The 15970-nt window shown below is 63.9% G+C and carries 13 protein-coding genes; 8 read left to right on the forward strand and 5 right to left on the reverse strand.

Annotated elements, in window-relative coordinates:
- The first annotated feature begins 178 nt into the window (after positions 1 to 178).
- The 3 genes from EPY72_RS17805 to rpl12p are packed head-to-tail and all read left to right on the forward strand — an operon-like array spanning position 179 to position 2225.
- On the forward strand, positions 179 to 817 hold the full coding sequence (locus tag EPY72_RS17805; protein ID WP_134669035.1) for a 50S ribosomal protein L1: 639 nt from the start codon (positions 179 to 181) through the stop codon (positions 815 to 817).
- A 1-nt stretch (position 818) separates the two neighbouring features.
- Entirely contained in the window at positions 819 to 1865 is a 1047-nt protein-coding gene (locus EPY72_RS17810; RefSeq protein ID WP_134669036.1) for a 50S ribosomal protein L10, read from the forward strand.
- An 18-nt stretch (positions 1866 to 1883) separates the two neighbouring features.
- The gene (gene rpl12p / locus EPY72_RS17815; protein ID WP_135807304.1) at positions 1884 to 2225 is read left to right on the forward strand and encodes a 50S ribosomal protein P1; all 342 of its coding nucleotides are present in this window, start codon (positions 1884 to 1886) and stop codon (positions 2223 to 2225) included.
- A gap of 72 nt (positions 2226 to 2297) precedes the next feature.
- On the opposite strand, the gene EPY72_RS17820 is transcribed toward rpl12p, so the two are convergent.
- The gene (locus EPY72_RS17820) at positions 2298 to 5024 is read right to left on the reverse strand and encodes a PAS domain S-box protein (RefSeq protein ID WP_135807305.1); all 2727 of its coding nucleotides are present in this window, start codon (positions 5022 to 5024) and stop codon (positions 2298 to 2300) included.
- A 161-nt stretch (positions 5025 to 5185) separates the two neighbouring features.
- Here EPY72_RS17820 and EPY72_RS17825 point away from each other — a divergent pair, with 161 nt between their 5' ends.
- On the forward strand, positions 5186 to 6427 hold the full coding sequence (locus EPY72_RS17825; RefSeq protein WP_135807306.1) for a tripartite tricarboxylate transporter permease: 1242 nt from the start codon (positions 5186 to 5188) through the stop codon (positions 6425 to 6427).
- Here the strand turns inward: EPY72_RS17825 and EPY72_RS17830 are convergent.
- Positions 6410 to 6910, reverse strand: a complete 501-nt coding sequence (locus tag EPY72_RS17830) for an SRPBCC family protein (RefSeq protein ID WP_135807307.1) — start codon at positions 6908 to 6910, stop codon at positions 6410 to 6412. The genes EPY72_RS17825 and EPY72_RS17830 overlap by 18 nt on opposite strands.
- A 95-nt stretch (positions 6911 to 7005) precedes the next feature.
- Here EPY72_RS17830 and EPY72_RS17835 point away from each other — a divergent pair, with 95 nt between their 5' ends.
- Positions 7006 to 8163: a pyridoxal phosphate-dependent aminotransferase gene (locus tag EPY72_RS17835; protein WP_135807308.1), complete on the forward strand. Its 1158-nt coding sequence runs from the start codon at positions 7006 to 7008 to the stop codon at positions 8161 to 8163.
- Here EPY72_RS17835 and lrpA1 read toward each other — a convergent pair whose 3' ends face one another.
- Positions 8164 to 8592 carry an HTH-type transcriptional regulator LrpA1 gene (gene lrpA1, locus EPY72_RS17840; protein WP_134669048.1) on the reverse strand — a complete coding sequence of 143 codons (429 nt, stop codon included), beginning with the start codon at positions 8590 to 8592 and terminating at the stop codon, positions 8164 to 8166.
- A 224-nt stretch (positions 8593 to 8816) separates the two neighbouring features.
- Here lrpA1 and EPY72_RS17845 point away from each other — a divergent pair, with 224 nt between their 5' ends.
- Positions 8817 to 8999 carry a hypothetical protein gene (locus EPY72_RS17845; protein WP_168216068.1) on the forward strand — a complete coding sequence of 61 codons (183 nt, stop codon included), beginning with the start codon at positions 8817 to 8819 and terminating at the stop codon, positions 8997 to 8999.
- A 55-nt stretch (positions 9000 to 9054) separates the two neighbouring features.
- Here the strand turns inward: EPY72_RS17845 and EPY72_RS17850 are convergent, their stop codons facing one another.
- Both EPY72_RS17850 and EPY72_RS17855 read right to left on the reverse strand, forming a co-directional pair.
- Positions 9055 to 9990 (reverse strand): thiamine pyrophosphate-dependent enzyme, encoded by a 936-nt coding sequence (locus tag EPY72_RS17850; RefSeq protein ID WP_134669051.1) that lies wholly within the window; start codon positions 9988 to 9990, stop codon positions 9055 to 9057.
- Between the two features lie 2 nt (positions 9991 to 9992).
- Positions 9993 to 11882 (reverse strand): 2-oxoacid:acceptor oxidoreductase subunit alpha, encoded by a 1890-nt coding sequence (locus EPY72_RS17855; RefSeq protein ID WP_135807309.1) that lies wholly within the window; start codon positions 11880 to 11882, stop codon positions 9993 to 9995.
- 227 nt (positions 11883 to 12109) lie between these two features.
- Here EPY72_RS17855 and EPY72_RS17860 point away from each other — a divergent pair, with 227 nt between their 5' ends.
- Positions 12110 to 15481 carry a PKD domain-containing protein gene (locus EPY72_RS17860; RefSeq protein ID WP_135807310.1) on the forward strand — a complete coding sequence of 1124 codons (3372 nt, stop codon included), beginning with the start codon at positions 12110 to 12112 and terminating at the stop codon, positions 15479 to 15481.
- A 92-nt stretch (positions 15482 to 15573) separates the two neighbouring features.
- Positions 15574 to 15885, forward strand: a complete 312-nt coding sequence (locus EPY72_RS17865; RefSeq protein WP_135807311.1) for a hypothetical protein — start codon at positions 15574 to 15576, stop codon at positions 15883 to 15885.
- Positions 15886 to 15970: the final 85 nt, after the last annotated feature.

Genomic DNA, 15970 nt, shown 5'->3' on the forward strand with positions numbered 1-15970 from the left:
AGCGACGCGTTCGCCACGGAGCCCGTGGGAAGCCGACACGAACTGGTTCGTCGCGGTTCGACGGGTTTAAGTTTCGCATCGCCATCGTTTCGGAACGAGACAGGCGTCTACTGTCGTCCTAGACAGTAACCTGTTTCACTGACCCGTAGGAGCGTCCTGCGTACTACGGAGGTGAACAATGGCAGATCAGGAGATAGAGCAAGCAGTCTCTCGCGCACTCGAGGATGCACCCGAGCGGAACTTCCGCGAAACGGTGGACCTCGCAGTCAACTTGCGCGACTTAGATTTGAACGAGCCGTCGAATCGTGTAGACGAGAGTATCGTCCTCCCGTCCGGAACCGGACAGGAGACCAAGATCGTCGTGTTCGCGGAGGGCGAGACCGCCCTGCGCGCCGAAGAAGTCGCCGACGAAGTCTTCGATGGAGACGACCTCGAAGACCTCGGTGACGACGACGACGAGGCCAAGGATCTGGCCGACGAGACCGACTTCTTCATCGCGGAAGCGCCGATGATGCAAGACATCGGTCGGTATCTCGGTACGATCCTCGGCCCCCGAGGGAAGATGCCCGAACCGCTCCAGCCCGACGACGATGTCGTCGAGACCGTCAACCGGATGAAGAACACGGTCCAGCTGCGCAGCGGTGACCGGCGCACCTTCCACACCCGGGTCGGTGCGGAGGACATGGGCGCCGAGGATATCGCCGACAACATCGACGTCATCCTCCGGCGTCTCCACTCCAACCTCGAGAAAGGTCCGCTCAACGTCGACACGGTCTACGTGAAGACGACGATGGGACCGTCCGTGGAGGTCGCCTAAGATGTCAGCCGAAGCCGAACGCAAGACAGAGACGATTCCCCAGTGGAAACAAGAGGAGGTCGACGAGCTGGTCGACCTCATCGAGGGGTACAGCAGCGTCGGCATCGTCAACGTGACCGGGATTCCGTCCCGCCAGCTCCAGACGATGCGGCGAAACCTCCACGGGAGCGCCGAGCTCCGGATCAGCCGGAACACGCTGCTCGAACGCGCCCTCGAGGAAGTCGACGAGGGCATCGAGGAGCTGACCCAGTACGTCTCCGGCGAGGTCGGTCTCATCGGGACGAACGACAACCCCTTCGGGCTGTTCAAGGAACTCGAAGCCTCGAAGAGCCCCGCCCCGATCAGCGCCGGGGAAGTCGCCCCCAACGACATCGTCATCACCGAAGGTGACACGGGCGTCGACCCCGGTCCGTTCGTGGGCGAACTCCAGAGCATCGGCGCGGCGGCGCGCATCATGGAGGGCTCGATTCACGTCACCGAAGACAGCGTGGTCGCCGAGGAGGGCGAGGAGGTCGACGCCGACGTGGCGAACGTTCTCGCGGAACTCGGCATGGAGCCCAAAGAGGTCGGACTCGACCTCCGAGGCGTGTTCTCCGACGGCGTCGTGTTCGAGGCCGACGAACTGGCCATCGACGTCGAGGAGTACCGCGCGGACGTCGAGGCCGCCGCGGCTCGCGCCCGGAACCTCTCGGTCAACGCGGTCTTCCCGACCGACCAGACCGTCCCTACCCTCGTCCGGAAGGCCGAGGGCGAGGCCAAGAGCCTCGGTCTGGAGGCCGCCGTCGAGAGCCCGGACCTGGCCGACGACCTCGTGAGCGCGGCCGACGCGCAGGTCCGCGCGCTCGCCGCGCAGATCGACGACGAGGAGGCGCTGCCCGAGGAGCTCAGCGACGTCGAGGCTCCCGGCGCGGGCGCCGACGCGGAGACTGCTGACGAATCGAGCGACGAAGAACCCGAATCCGAAGACGACGCCGAGGAAGCCGACGCCGACGACGATGACGATGACGAGGAGGACGGCGGCGACGCGCTCGGCGCGATGTTCGGATAACCCACACCACTACTACCAATGGAATACGTTTACGCTGCACTCATCCTGAACGAATCGGACGAAGAGATCAACGAAGACAACCTCACCAACGTGCTCGACGCCGCCGGCGTCGACGTCGAGGAGTCCCGCGTCAAGGCGCTCGTCGCCGCGCTCGAGGACGTCGACATCGACGAGGCCGTCGAGCAGGCCGCGGCCGTTCCCGCGGGCGGCGCCGCCGGTGGCGCTGGCGCCGAGGGCGATGCCGAGGAAGCCGACGCCGAGGAAGAGGCCGAAGAGGAGGCCGACGAAGAGGAAGCCGACGAAGGCGACGACGAGGACGACGAGGCCGACGGCGAAGGTCTCGGCGAACTCTTCGGCTAACGCCGGCTCGACAACTCGATCTTTCTTTCGCGCGCCGACCGGCGAGTGGCGACGCCGTCCGGTCGGGCCCGCTCACTCGGACGGAACGTCCACGCCCCTGAACTCGAACCGAGCGCCGCCGTCTGTCCCCTCGGCGAGCGAGTGCTCCCAGCCGTAGGTCTCGGCGAGCTGTGCGATGAACGTGAGCCCGAGCCCGATACCGTTGGCGTCGGTCGTGTACCCCGCCTCGAAGACGCTCTCACGTTCGCCCTCCGGGATTCCGGAGCCGTCGTCCTCGACGTAGAACCCCTCCGAGTCGGCGAGTTCGCCGACTCGAACTGTCAGCCCATCGGCGTCGGTCGGGGCGGTCTCGACGGCGTCCTCTGAGTCGCCCGGAGTCCGACGTACTGCATCAGACCGCGTCCGATGAACGTCGTCGGCCGCGGGCCGATTCTCCGTGTCGCCGTGCTCGAGGGCGTTCTGAAAGAGGTTCGACAGCAGATGGCGGAGGTGGTGGCGCTCGGCTCGCACCCGCAGGTCCGACGCGATCTCGAGCCGACTCGCGCCGACCGAGAGGTCCGACCACGCCTGGCTCGCCACCTCGCCGAGCGACACGGTCTCCGGATCGACGACCGACTCCCCGCCTCGGGTCATGATCAAGAGCACGTCGATCATCTCCTCCATGCGGTCGAGGGCTTCTGCCACGTCGTCGAACGCCGATTCGTCGCCGTCTCGGGCCGCCTGGAGGTATATCTGGGCGATCGAGAGCGGGTTTCGGAACTCGTGGGCGACCATGCTGGCGAAACTCTCGAGGCGGGCGTTCTGCTGTTCGAGGCGCTGTTCGCGGCGCTTTCGCTCGGAGACGTCCCTGAAGTACACCGACAGACCGGTTTCGGAGGGGTAGACGTGAAACTCCAACCACGCGTCGAGCGGCTCGAAGAAGGCCTCGTCGGTCGTCTGGCGCTGGGTCTCGGCGGCGCGTCGAAACGCCTCGTCGCCCACCGACGACCGCAGTTCCGGGACGGCCTGCCAGACGACCCGGTCCCGAAGCTCGCGTTCGCTGGCCCCGAGCAGTCGCTCGGCCCGTTCGTTCACGTAGGTGACCCGCCACTCGTCGTCGAGCGCGAAGAAGCCGTCGTCGATGCGCTCGAACACCTCCTCAAGTTCGGCCTGTAGCTCGTCGCGCTGGCGCTCGATCTGTCGCTCGCGCTCGGCCCGATCGAGCGCGGTGTGGATGTTCGCGGTCAGTATCTTCGCGAGGTTGAGCTTCGACTCGGTGAGCCGCTCGCTCTCGGTCGACCCCGCCATGAACACCCCGTGGTCGCCCAGCGGGAGTATCATCTCGGTCTGGACCGGCGTCTCGGGGTTGTAAGCGCCCGTCTGATCGCCGACATCCTCGTAGAGGCGCGGGCTCCCCTCGCGGTACACCTCCCAGATCAGCCCTTCGCCCTCCTCGAAGCTCGGAATGTCGTCGAACAGCCGCTCGGCCGCGTCGGCGATTGCGACCGGACGGAGTTCAGTTCCGCCGTCATCGAGCAGGTGAATTCCGCTGATCGGCAGTCCGAGCACGTTCTGGGCGGTCTCGACGGCGAGCCCGCAGATCTCGGCTCTGGTCCCGGCCGCCATCAGGTCGCGGGTGACCTCCCGGAGCGCTTCGAGGGTCTCCTCGCGCTGTTTGCGCGCGGTGACGTCGCGAAACACCGCCTGATTGAGCGTTCGGTCGCCGATTTCCGTCACGCCCGCGCTGATCTCGACCGGGATCTCGCGGCCGTCGTCGCGGACGACGTAGAAGCCGTCGTCGACCCGGGAAGCGCCGCCGGCGTCGACGTGCGATTCGAACAGCTGTCGGTACCGCTCGCGCTCGGACGCCGGATGCAACTCCGTCTGGTGCATCCCGACGATCTCCGTCTGGGGCTTGCCGAGTAGCTCCGCGGCGGCCTCGTTCGTATCGAGTATCCGGCCGGTCTCGGCATCGACGATGAAGACGGCGTCGGGTGCGGTCTCGACGAGTCGGCGGTACTTCTCCCGCGAGGCCGCGAGTTGGGTCGCCCGTCGGCGCCGCCGGGTCACGTCGCGGCCGATGCCGGCGATCGCGGCGGAGCCGCCGTCGGCGGGTTCGAGTAGCGCCCCGGAGAACTCGTAGGGGAGTTCGCGGCCGTCCGTGGTTCGGAGTGGGACCTCGATCCGGGCGCTCCCCTGCGAGCGGACGCGCTCGATGGCGTCGACGACGCGGTCGGCGTGGTCGGGCGGGATGAGGTCGGCCGGGTGGTAGCCGGCGAGTTCCGCCTCGCCGTACCCGAGCACGTCGCTGGCTCGCTCGTTCCACTGTAGTAGCTCTCCCGACGCGTCCAGCGTGAAGAACACGTCCGGACACGGGTCGGCCGAGTCGTCGGTGGCTCCGATCTCGGGATGGGTCGCGCCGAGACGACCCGCGCCCGGGCGCTCGGCCCGGTAGCGGGCGGCCGCGGTCTCGATGCGCCGGACCGCCAGTTCGGGGCGATAGGTTTCGGCTCGCGTGTCGACGTAGTCGGTGGCCTCCCTGGCGAGCACCGCCGCCGCCAGCTCCGGGTCGGCAGTCTCGTCGAGCACGACGAACGGGAGGGCCGGCGAGCGATCTCGGACCGCGTCCAGGAGCGTGACGACGTCACCGCCCGAGCGATCGGCCGTGGCGACGACACACGACGTCGGCGTCCGTTCGAGCGTCTCGGGCAGTTGGTCGGCGCTCGTGACCCGAACGGGGTCGAGCGCCGCGTCGGCCCCGAGTGCTCGCGGGATCGGCGACTCCCCGCCGACGTACAGTGTGTGGTAGTGATCAGACATCCTCTCGTGGCCGCAGACCGAGCGGTCGTTGGCTGGCACACCTGTTAGGCCGGTAGCGACTAAAAGCCCGTTGGGAGCCCCGCCCGGAGCCGTCCCCGGACGCGACCGCTCCCGAGGTCGGTCCGAGCGTTTAAGTGCGATCCGGCGGCCAACTCGCCGCGATGGAAGCGATCGGCCCCCACCTCGCGGTCGACCCCGCGTCGACGGCGGCGACGCTCGCGTTCGTGCTCGGGGGCGTCGCCCTTGGAGCGACCAGCGGGCTGATCCCGGGACTGCACGTCAACAACCTCGCGTTGATGTTGGCGTCGGTCGCGCCTGCGGTCCCGGGCCCGCCGCGGCTGGTCGGCGCCGCGATGCTCTCGGCCGGCGTGGTCCACTCGTTTCTGGACGCGGTGCCCGCGCTCGCGCTCGGCGTACCCGACCCCGCGATGGCCGCCACCGCGCTCCCGGGCCACCGTCTGGTCGTCGCCGGACGCGGCCGGGAGGCGGTCAGGCTCTCGGCGCTCGGGAGCGGGCTGGCGGTCGCCTTCGCGGTCCCGCTCGCGGTCCCGGTCACCAAGACGATGACGGTCGCGTACCCGACCGTTCGGGCCCACCTCCCGCTCGTCCTCGGGGGCGTCACCGTCGCCCTGTTGGCGACCGAGCGGTCCGTCCGCGCCGTCGGCGGCGGCGCGGCGGGATTCCTCGGGAGCGCCGCGTTGGGCCACGCGACCCTCGATCTCTCGCCGGCCGCGCCCCTCGACGCCGGCGGGATGCTCACGCCGCTGTTCGCGGGGCTGTTCGGCGCGCCGATCCTGCTCGAAGCCATGTCCGGCGCCGGCGTGCCCGAGCAGGGCGATCCGACGATCGCCGTCTCGCGTCGAGCGGTCGCCCGAACCGCACTCGCGGGCGCGCTCGCCGGCGCCGTGGTCGGCTACCTGCCGGGCGTCTCGTCGGCCATCGCGGCGGTGTTCGCGCTCGCGCTCGTGCCCGGATCGACCGACGCACGGGGGTTCGTCGTCGCGACCAGCGGCGTCAACACGGCCAACACCGTCTTCGCGCTTTTCGCGCTGGCGGCGCTCGGGGCGCCCCGGACGGGCGTGATGGTCGCGCTTCGAGAGGCCGGCGCGCCCGTCGACCTCCCGCTTTTGGTCGCCGCGGCGGGGCTCGCGGGGATCGCCGGCTTCGCGCTCGTTCTCCTCGTCGGCGATCGATATCTCCTCGCGGTCGGGGCCGTCGACAACGTCCGGCTCTCGGTGGGCGTGCTCGTCCTGTTGGTCGGGGTTAGCTGGCTGTTCGCCGGCGGGGTCGGTGTCGGAGTCTTCGTGGTCGCGACGCTCGTCGGCCTCGTGCCGGCCCGGTACGGAGCGCGCCGCGTCCACCTGATGGGGGTGTTGCTCGGGCCGCTAATCGCGGGCGCGTGAGTCTTCGAGTATCCGCTTAGTCCGACGGTGGCGGTCCCGGAACATCGGCTCGAACCCGATCCAGCCGAGCGGTCCGAGCAGGTCGCCCACGACCGGCAGTTCGTACTCGACGCGGTCGCGAACGAGCGTGGCGTCCTCGGAGAGGGCGTAGAACTGGTGGGTGTGGCGCCACGTCGGGAAGGGACCGCCGTCCATCACGTCCTCGAAGACGGCGGTCCCATCTCCGCGCTCGCGGCGCGTGATCCGCGAGCGCCACCGCTGTCGGGGGCCGACCCCGAACGGCCGAAGCGACATGTGGATCTCCGAGCCGACGTCGAGCACCTCGTCGTCGGCGTCGTCAGCGCCGTCGGGGCCCGAGACACGCTCGACCCGGAGGTTCATCCAGTCGGGGGTGAGAGCCCGCAGGCCGTCGATTCGGGAGTGGAACGCCCAGACCTCGTCGAGGGGAGCGTCGACGCGGACTTCGCGTCGGTACGTAGCCATGTCGAACAGTAGTAACAGCGCCGATAAAACTCCGGCGGCGAGCGCCCGGCGTCGCCTTCGAGGGTTTATAGTCACCCGACGCCTGAGGGACGAACATGGTTTCGGAGCGCGCGAACCGAACGACCCCGTTCGCCGCGATGGACGTGCTCGAACGGGCCAACCGGATGGACGACGTGATTCACCTCGAAGTCGGCGAGCCCGACTTCGAGACGCCGACGGCGGCAACCGAGGCGGCGATCGCGGCGCTCCGCGCCGGCGAGACCGGCTACACCTCCTCGAAGGGCAAGCCCGAACTCCGGCGCGCGATCGCGGCCTACTACGATCGCCGGTACGGAGTCGACGTCGACCCCGAGCGGATCATCGTCACTTCCGGGTCCTCGCCCGCGCTGTTGCTCGCGTTCTCGGCGCTGGTCGACCCCGGCGACGAGGTGGTCCTCACCGACCCCCACTACGCGTGTTATCCCAACTTCGTCCGCCAGACCGGCGGCCGGATCGCGACCGTCCCGCTGTCGGCCGACGACGGGTTCCGTCCGCGCGTGTCCGCGTTCGAACGGGTTCTCTCCCCGGAGACGGAGGCGCTCTTGGTGAACTCGCCGGCGAACCCGACGGGTGCGGTGCTCGACGGCGATACCCTCGGCGAGCTGGTCGAGTTGGCCGACCGTGCCGGCGCGACCGTGATCTCCGACGAGGTGTACCACGGACTGACCTACGAGGGCGAGGACCACACCGTGCTGGAGTACACCGACGACGCCTTCGTGCTCGACGGCTTCTCGAAGCGGTTCTCGATGACTGGGTGGCGGCTCGGCTGGATGGTCGCCCCGCCCGACTACGTCGACCACGTCAACCGCATCGCCCAGAACACGCTCATCTGTGCGCCCAACTTCGTCCAGTCGGCGGGCGTGGCCGCCCTCGAATCCGGCGACGACTTCCTCGCCGGAGTCAGAGACACCTACCGCGAGCGCCGGGACTTCCTCGTCGACGCGGTCGAAGACTGGGGGATGAGCATGGGCTACACGCCCGGCGGGGCGTACTACCTCCTCGCGGACGTGAGCGATCTCCCGGGCGACGCGTTCGACGCCGCGGACTTCTTCCTCGAAGAGGCCGGCGTGGCGATGACCCCCGGACCCGACTTCGGCTCGAACGCGGAGAACTGCCTGCGGGTGTCGTACGCCAACAGCGCCGAGAAGCTCGCGGAAGCATCGGACCGCATCCAGCGCGCGCTGACGACCGTCGAAACCCCCGCCCTCGACTGACTACTTGAGTCGCTCCTGCAGGAACGAGGGGTGGGCGGCGGTCACGCCTTCGATCTCCAGGATCTCGTCGCGGATGACGTCGCCGACCGCGTCGCCGTCCTCGGCGCGGACCTCCGCCATCAGCATGTGGTCGCCGCTGGAGGTGTAAAGCGTCTCGATCTCTTCGAGGTTCTTGAGCGCGCGGGTGGCCTCGACGTACTCGTCGCTCGCGACGTCCATCCCGACCATCGCGATGCTCTGACTGGAGAGCTTCTTCGGGTCAATCTCGGCCGAATACCCCACGATGACCCCCTCGTCTTCGAGCTTGTCGATGTACTTGCGGACCGTGGGTTTCGAGACGTTCGCCCGGTCGGCGATCTCGGCGTAGGACGCCTGAGCGTCCTCTTCGAGGACCGCGAGAATCCGGTCCTGGGTGGATTGGGTGCTCATTACCAGAGTATTTCCGATACAGGAAAAAATACCTTCCGAACCGGAAAATGGTTTCCTTTCGGACCGAACCGCCTCGAAGCCGGGGCCGAATCGGGCCGACGGGGTCGGCATCGAGCACTCGACCGGTTCTCGGGGCGAGTCCGCAGACGCCCGACGGCCGTCCGCCTCTTAGGTCCGAACGGCGTAGCGGTCGGTCCATGGCACGACGAACCTCTCGCCGACGCGTGCTCACAGCGACAGTGACCCTCTCGGCCGCCGGGTTAGCTGGCTGTGGGATGCCCGGCGGCGACGGGGAGGACGAGGAGAACGGAGACGAAGAGGAGGACGAGGAGAACGGAGACGAAGAGAACGGAGACGAAGAGGAGAGCGACGCACGCTCGCCGCCCTCGCTCGGGCGCGACGACTGAGGCCGGGGCTACGGTCGGCGAGCGCGCCAAAAAGAATCGCGAACGCGAGCCGGCGTTACTTGTGACGGTCGAGCAGGTCGTAGCTGCGCTCCCACTCGTAGTCGTCGTCGAAGTACCGCTCGGCCAGCGGCTCCTCGGGCATGTCGCCCGTGGCCTGCTTTTCGGCCTGGTACGACGGCCGGTCCTCGTCGACGTAGAAGCGACCAGTGAGGACCTCGCCCTCGTAGAGAGCGTCCTCTGCCTCGTGCATCATCTCGGACGCCTCGCGGCGGTCGTGGATGTCGAAGTCGTAGTCGTCGCTGTCCTGGATGTCGATGTACGGGACGTACTGCTTGGCGTCCTTGTTCCAGGTCGGACACTGCGTGAGGAAGTCGACGTGCGCGAACCCGTCGTGTTCCATCGCCTCCGTGAGGATCTCTTTGGCCTGATTCGGGTTGACTGCCGCCGTCCGGGCGACGTACGACGCCCCGGAGGTGAGCCCGAGCGACAGGGGTCGAATCGGGCTCTTGGCGCTCCCGTGGGGCTGGGTCTTCGACTTGTGGCCCTTCGGGCTGGTCGGGGACGTCTGGCCCTTCGTGAGCCCGAAGATCTCGTTGTCGAAGACGATGTAGGTCATGTCGTGGTTCTCGCGGGCGGTGTGCATGAAGTGGTTCCCGCCGATGCCGTAGCCGTCGCCGTCCCCGCCGGCCGCGATGACCTCGAGGTCGGGGTTCGCCATCTTCGCGGCGCGGGCCACGGGGAGCGAGCGGCCGTGGATCGAGTGGAAGCCGTAGCTACGGAAGTAACTCGACAGCTTGCCCGAACAGCCTATCCCGGTCACCAGCAGGGTCTCCTCGGGCGTGCGCCCGACCTGGGGCATCGCCTGTTTCAGCGCCTTCAGGACGCCGAAGTCGCCACAGCCCGGACACCACGTCGCCTGCGGTTCGATCTCCGGGGTGAACTCGTCTCGGTCGATCTCTCGGTCCTCGCCGATTGCGTTGAATGCACTCATGATTAATCACCCGTTGCGGATTCGATGCGGACGTTGTGGTCGGTCACGTCTGCGCCGCCTTCGAGACGGACCTCGAAGCCGGAGACGACTTCCGCGGGCTCGAACGGGTTGCCGTCGTATTTGAGCAGGCTGTACAGCTTCTCGCCGAAGCGTCCGAGCTGGCCCTGGATGTGGCGACGGAACTGCGCAGTCGCGTTCATCTCGATGACCAGCGCCTCGTCGACGCTCTCGAGGAACTCGGTCACTTCGTCTTTGGCGAACGGCATGATGTCGCTGACGTTCATCGACTTGACCGAGTGGCCCTCCTCGTTCAGCCGGTCGACCGCCTCCTCGGCGACGCCCTTCGTCGACCCGAAGCTGAGGATGCCGTAGTCGGCGTCCTCGGGGCCGTGGACCGCCTGGTGGTCGGCGTTCTCCGCGAGGTCCTCGCTGATGGAGTCGAGCTTCGCCAGCCGGCGGTTCATCTGAGTGACCCGGTTGTCCGGATCCTCGCTGATGTGGCCGACCTCGTTGTGCTCGTTGCCGGAGGCGAGGAAGTTCCCGCCCTTCTGGCCGGGGAGCGAGCGCGGACTGACGCCGCCCTCGCCGTCGTAGACGTACCGCTTGAACCGGCCGGCCTCCTTGGCGGCCTCTTCGAGGTCCTGCTCGCTGACGACGCTACCGAGGTCGGGGTTTGGCTCCTCGTCGAAGACCGACTCGGGGATGGTCTGGTGGCCTCCCGAGAGCTTCTGGTCGTAGAGGACGATAGCCGGAATCTGGTAGTCGTAGGCGAGTTCGAACGCTTTGCGGGTCTGGCGGTAACACTCGGCGGGATCGCCGGGCGCGAACACCACGCGGTTGGAGTCGCCCTGGCTCGTGTACAGGACGTGTTCGAGGTCGCCCTGCTCGGGCTTGGTCGGCATCCCGGTCGAGGGGCCGGCCCGCATCGCCTCGACGAGCACGATGGGCGTCTCGGTGATCTCGGCGAGTCCGAGCGGCTCGGACATCAGCGCGAAGCCGCCGCCGGACGACCCCGACATCGCCTTGGCGCCGGCGTGGCTCGCGCCGATGGCGAGCGACGCCGCCGCGATCTCGTCTTCGACCTGCTCGGAGATGCCGCCGAACTCCGAGAGGTTCTGGGTCATGAGGGTGTAGACGTCGGTCCACGGGGTCATCGGATACCCCGAGATGAACCGACAGCCCTCGTCGAGGGCGCCGTACGCGATGCCGTGGGACCCGGAGACGAACACCTGCTCTTCGTCGTTGGTGCCCTCGGGCGCTCGGAGGTCGTGGGTGAACTCGTAGTCCTCCTTGAGCGAATCGTAGGCGTCGTGGAGGATGGTGAGGTTCGCCTCGAGCACGTCGCCGCTCATCGCGTCGTCCATCAGGTCCTCGATCGGATCGAGGTCGAGATCGAGCAGCGCGGCCGTCGCGCCGACGCCGGCGGTGTTGCGCATGACCTCGCGGCCGTACTCTTTGGCCAGTCCGCGCAGATCGAGGTCGTAGACGTGCCAGTCGTTCTCCTCGACGCGCTCGTCGAAGTTCTCGATCTCGCTCGCGTCGAGCAGTCCCTTGTCGTAGATGATGACGCCGCCCTCCCGGAGCTCGTCGAGGTTCTCCGAGAGCGGTTTGATCTCCTCGTTCCCGTAGTACGCCTCCTCCTGGGGATTCCGGGCGAAACTGTCGCCGAGCGCGAGCAGGAAATTGTACCCGTCGCCGCGGGACTTGACCTCCTCGTCGCTGGCCCGGATCTCTACGTACGTGTGGCCGCCGCGGATCCGCGACGGGTAGTGGCGGTGCGTGAAGACGTTCAGCCCCGACCGCATCAGGGCCTTCGCGAAGTTCTGGCTCGTCGAGTCGATCCCGTCGCCGGAACCACCCGCGATTCGCCAGATGAGTTCATCGTCGGTCATAGTGGTAGCTCACGGCCGTTAGGCCCAGTGTTCGTAACTTGGTCGGTGATACAGTAAAGCCTTTGCTATAGATTAGCAAGGAATGTTCATGAGGAATCTGGCGCGACGAACGGCCGATTCGGATGGACACAGCCGTAACGGCTCGTTTATCGCAGAACTACCCCATATTATTTCTATATCTAATTAAGTGATTTTATATACAATGGGAAGAGAAAATTTGGTCGAAAATGTCGAAATCGAGTCTCGCCGCTATTCTCGTCCTCGTCGTCGTCCCCACGGCCGTGGGCGCGACCGTTCCCGCCGCGACCGACGCACCGCTCGCTGACGCCGGTCTCGACCAAGAGGTGAACAAAGGCGCGACGGTGCACCTCGACGGCACGGGATCGCGCGATCCCGACGGGGAGATCGGCACCTACCGCTGGACGATTCGCGCGCCGAGCAACAAGTCCGTGACGCCGAACTGTCGGACGTGTCCGCGCACATCGTTCGTCCCCGCGGAGGTCGGCCGGTACAGTGTCACGTTGACCGTGGTAGCCGACGACGGGACCGCGAAGTCCGATACGCTGTACGTGGACGTAACGCCCGGTGCGGCCCCGGACATTTCGCTTTCGGGCCCCGAGACGCCGACGGTCGGCGACTCGACGACGTACACCGCGGACCTTGATCGGGGAGCGGCCGCGCTCGATTTCGTCGTCTGGACCGTCGACGGCGTGACGGTGGCGAATCACTCGGTGGTGGCCGAACAGGGTTTAGACACGATACCGCGGCGGTTCCCGACGACCGGGGCGCGAACACTGACGGCGACGGTCCACGACGTCGACGGACAGACGGCATCGAGTTCCCTCGGCGTTACCGCGCGGTCCGACGCGAACGCCCGCTCGCGTTCGACGCCCGAACGGGATCGGACGGGCACCCTCGCCGACCGAGCGACGCCCGTCGTCGACGGCGATGCGGTCGTCACCGGCGCGAAACCGCTCCGCGCCCGCTACGAGGTTCAACTCGACGCCGCGGCCGCCAACATCGAGTCGATCGCGTGGCACAATACGTCGACGCGCATCGGAACGGGAGCGCGCCTCGTCCGCGCGTGGGCACCCGGCGATCACGAACTCTACGCCGTCGTTTCGTACACCGACGGGTCGGAGAACGTCGCGACCTTTTCGAACGGTTCGACCGCGGTCGTAGCCGACCCGAGGCCGAACGCCTCGATACGCTCGCTCGATAGGTTCGGCTCCGTCTCGGGGAGCGCGACAGCCGAAGACGAGTACGAGAATTTGGAGACCGTCCGGGTGACCTTCGACGGAGAGCAGATTGCGAGAGCGCCGGCACCGACCCGGCGACGCTACCAACCCTCGGGCGGGCGCCACCAGACCCTGCGATTCTCACATCACGAATTCACACCTGGTGAGCGCTACGAAATAACGGTGGTTGCGATCGACGAGCGCGGGCAGGTCGCACGCGACAGTCGAGAAATCGTCCCGGTCAAAGAGCCCGAGATCGTCACGTCCGAGTTTGTCAACAGTCCGGTCGATTCGTATCACGAGCGAATCGATGCAGAGCGGTATACAGCGCGTCACGTATTGAAAATTGACTTAAATGGAGTTGATCGAGAGAATATTAGCACGGTAATAAATGCAGGACAAGGAAATGCAATGAGAATATCTGACGGTAGTTTGAACTATAAAATAAAGAGTAAAAATGGTTCAAAATATATAATATATTCGACAGATTGGGCAGGGAATTACCCAGGGAAATATGAAGTGTTAGTAAGCTATCTATTTGAAAATAATGCAGATTGGGGAACCGAACAAAAGAGTAGATTTAACGTGACTCCTAGCAAACCAGAGTTGCGACTCGATGTCCTGAACGATGGAACAGAGAACTATATTACCCGTAAACACGGAATCTTTGTAGACGCCAGTGGCTCCTTCGATCCCGACAAAACCGATCTAAAATATATCTGGAAGCACGGTGCGAATCCAAAGAAATCAGACAATACGACCGCAAAGTTCTCGGCATACGAGAGGGCCGCCAGCATCGTCGAAGATCAGCACAATCTCCGAACCAAGCGTAATTTCGATTTCCTCGCCAGTTTCCTCCCGGAAATCGAGTCGAGACAGGTTTTGGACTCAGGCCCTTATAGACCCGATGACATAGTTCGTGTCCGAGTCGAGACGGAACCATACTTCCTCACAAAGCGGACCTACTACGATGATCTTGACCTTGAGATTTCCGCGGAGCACCCACAGGCTTCGATCGAGAGATGGGAACGAATTCCGGCTTCCAATAGCGAGCACTCTGATGCCACGGAAAATCCACAAAAAAGGGTAGGTATCGTGGAAATACCTGCATCCGAGCTATCACCAACCGAGAATCCCGAAATATCAATTTACAATGAAAAGAACCCAGAAAAACAAGAGATCACCGAAATTCCCGCAGTCGACGTTCTGACAAAAGAAGACCAATACTGGACAAACCTATCAGTCCTCAATACGAGTTACCTGATTGAGAAACCGCAATTTAGAGAAGTGACAACCGACTCTACACGGGGTCTCAACCGATATCTACTCCGTGGGTACTCGATCAACGAAAGACATCGAGAAACGGAATACGTTCTCGAAGAAAAAACCAAAGTAGAGGACGCGACTTATGAGACCGAGACGAAAACTTTCCAGAGTGAGGTGGCCCGCGACGCATTCGCCACGATGGACTGGCGTGCCTCTGGAACGGCTCAGGAGCAAGTGACAAAGACGAAAACAGCCACCCGCTGGATTGACAGCCTCAGCGGTCAACCCGAGTTGCGAGATTCCGACCCGTGGAACGGTGAATTCACCGGTGACACTCGACGTGTCGTTGTCGAACCGGCCGAGTATCAGACCGAGAAGCAGTACGAGTCCGAATATAAGGTCGAAAAGAGTGAGACACGAACCGTGACGAGAACGCGAGAAGTGTTGGTTGAGAAGACGAGAACACGAACGGTCACACGTTGCAACCGCCATTTAGGTTGTTTCAAAACCACGCATACAGATACATATCATACAACCGAGAGGAGATCGTATCAGGTAACTCGACCTTATACGTACACAATCACACAAACTCGAACGTATTGGGCAACAACAGGTTCACGCGCCAGTGGAGAATTTACTGGAAAATCACGACGCATTAAGGTGAGTGACGCGGTATACGGGACTGAATATGAAATCAAAGAGAAATCTCAGTACACGGATACAGTTCAGGTGTACGAAGCGTCCCGCCAGACGCTAGTGGAGCCGGCTGAGTACGAGTGGCAAACGGTTCGATCGGTCGATACTGGGCGGGCGGCATACAGAGCTGTCAATTCTGATGACGATCTCCGTGTTGGAAGATCTGATACGGTTACGTCTTGGACATTACATAAAAAGGTTGGTGTTGACAGAATCAGATCATCAACTTATACTAGAAAAAAGAATGTGGCTAAAACTGTCGCGAAAGTAAGAGGTTCTCTTATTCGATTATATATTGATGGTAATAAAAATGAGGTGACTGATCGAGTAGAGAAGGTGGTTGAAAAAAGATTTAGCAGTGCAAAAGGTTATGAAGATATAATAGATTCTATAAAATAAAGATTTAAATGGATGTATTTTTTATATATGTTTAAATGGGCCGAAAGACTGGCTGGTTAGTCATTTGCGCCTTATTTGTCATGATTGTACTCATGCCGATGAATAGCGCATCTATAATTAATAAAACAGGAGAGGATGAAATAGTGGCAAGTGAACAAGGAGTCATACACGAAGTAAAATTCGTTAGCATGGATGATCAAATCTATGTGAACACTACTAATCCACTTAATAGAGAAGATAAAGTAGCAGGATACGTTATAACGGTTGACAATCAGCGCGTATACGATTCAGACCTGCGCTTAGACCACGGCGAGAGTCACAAACAGCGAGTGAACCTCACGCCGGGAATAAATGTGAACCAAGAGGGTGTCATAGAACGAGTAGCACACCAAAGAGCAGGGTGAACGCTGAGGTGGATGAGTTCAGCGACCCTGCAAGATGATCCTTCGGTAGAGTCGTTCTTCAATGTCGCGGAGACCGAGACGCTAG

The organism is Halorussus marinus (assembly GCF_004765795.1).
Classification (GTDB): Archaea; Halobacteriota; Halobacteria; order Halobacteriales; family Haladaptataceae; genus Halorussus; species Halorussus marinus.

Coding starts and splice junctions, on each gene's coding strand:
- EPY72_RS17830 (WP_135807307.1), bottom strand. CDS start 6,910: ATGGCTACGTACCGACGCGAAGTCCGCGTCGACGCTCCCCTCGACGAG.
- EPY72_RS17825 (WP_135807306.1), top strand. CDS start 5,186: ATGGAAGCGATCGGCCCCCACCTCGCGGTCGACCCCGCGTCGACGGCG.
- EPY72_RS17860 (WP_135807310.1), top strand. CDS start 12,110: ATGTCGAAATCGAGTCTCGCCGCTATTCTCGTCCTCGTCGTCGTCCCC.
- rpl12p (WP_135807304.1), top strand. CDS start 1,884: ATGGAATACGTTTACGCTGCACTCATCCTGAACGAATCGGACGAAGAG.
- lrpA1 (WP_134669048.1), bottom strand. CDS start 8,592: ATGAGCACCCAATCCACCCAGGACCGGATTCTCGCGGTCCTCGAAGAG.
- EPY72_RS17865 (WP_135807311.1), top strand. CDS start 15,574: ATGCCGATGAATAGCGCATCTATAATTAATAAAACAGGAGAGGATGAA.
- EPY72_RS17810 (WP_134669036.1), top strand. CDS start 819: ATGTCAGCCGAAGCCGAACGCAAGACAGAGACGATTCCCCAGTGGAAA.
- EPY72_RS17835 (WP_135807308.1), top strand. CDS start 7,006: ATGGTTTCGGAGCGCGCGAACCGAACGACCCCGTTCGCCGCGATGGAC.
- EPY72_RS17855 (WP_135807309.1), bottom strand. CDS start 11,882: ATGACCGACGATGAACTCATCTGGCGAATCGCGGGTGGTTCCGGCGAC.
- EPY72_RS17850 (WP_134669051.1), bottom strand. CDS start 9,990: ATGAGTGCATTCAACGCAATCGGCGAGGACCGAGAGATCGACCGAGAC.
- EPY72_RS17805 (WP_134669035.1), top strand. CDS start 179: ATGGCAGATCAGGAGATAGAGCAAGCAGTCTCTCGCGCACTCGAGGAT.
- EPY72_RS17820 (WP_135807305.1), bottom strand. CDS start 5,024: ATGTCTGATCACTACCACACACTGTACGTCGGCGGGGAGTCGCCGATC.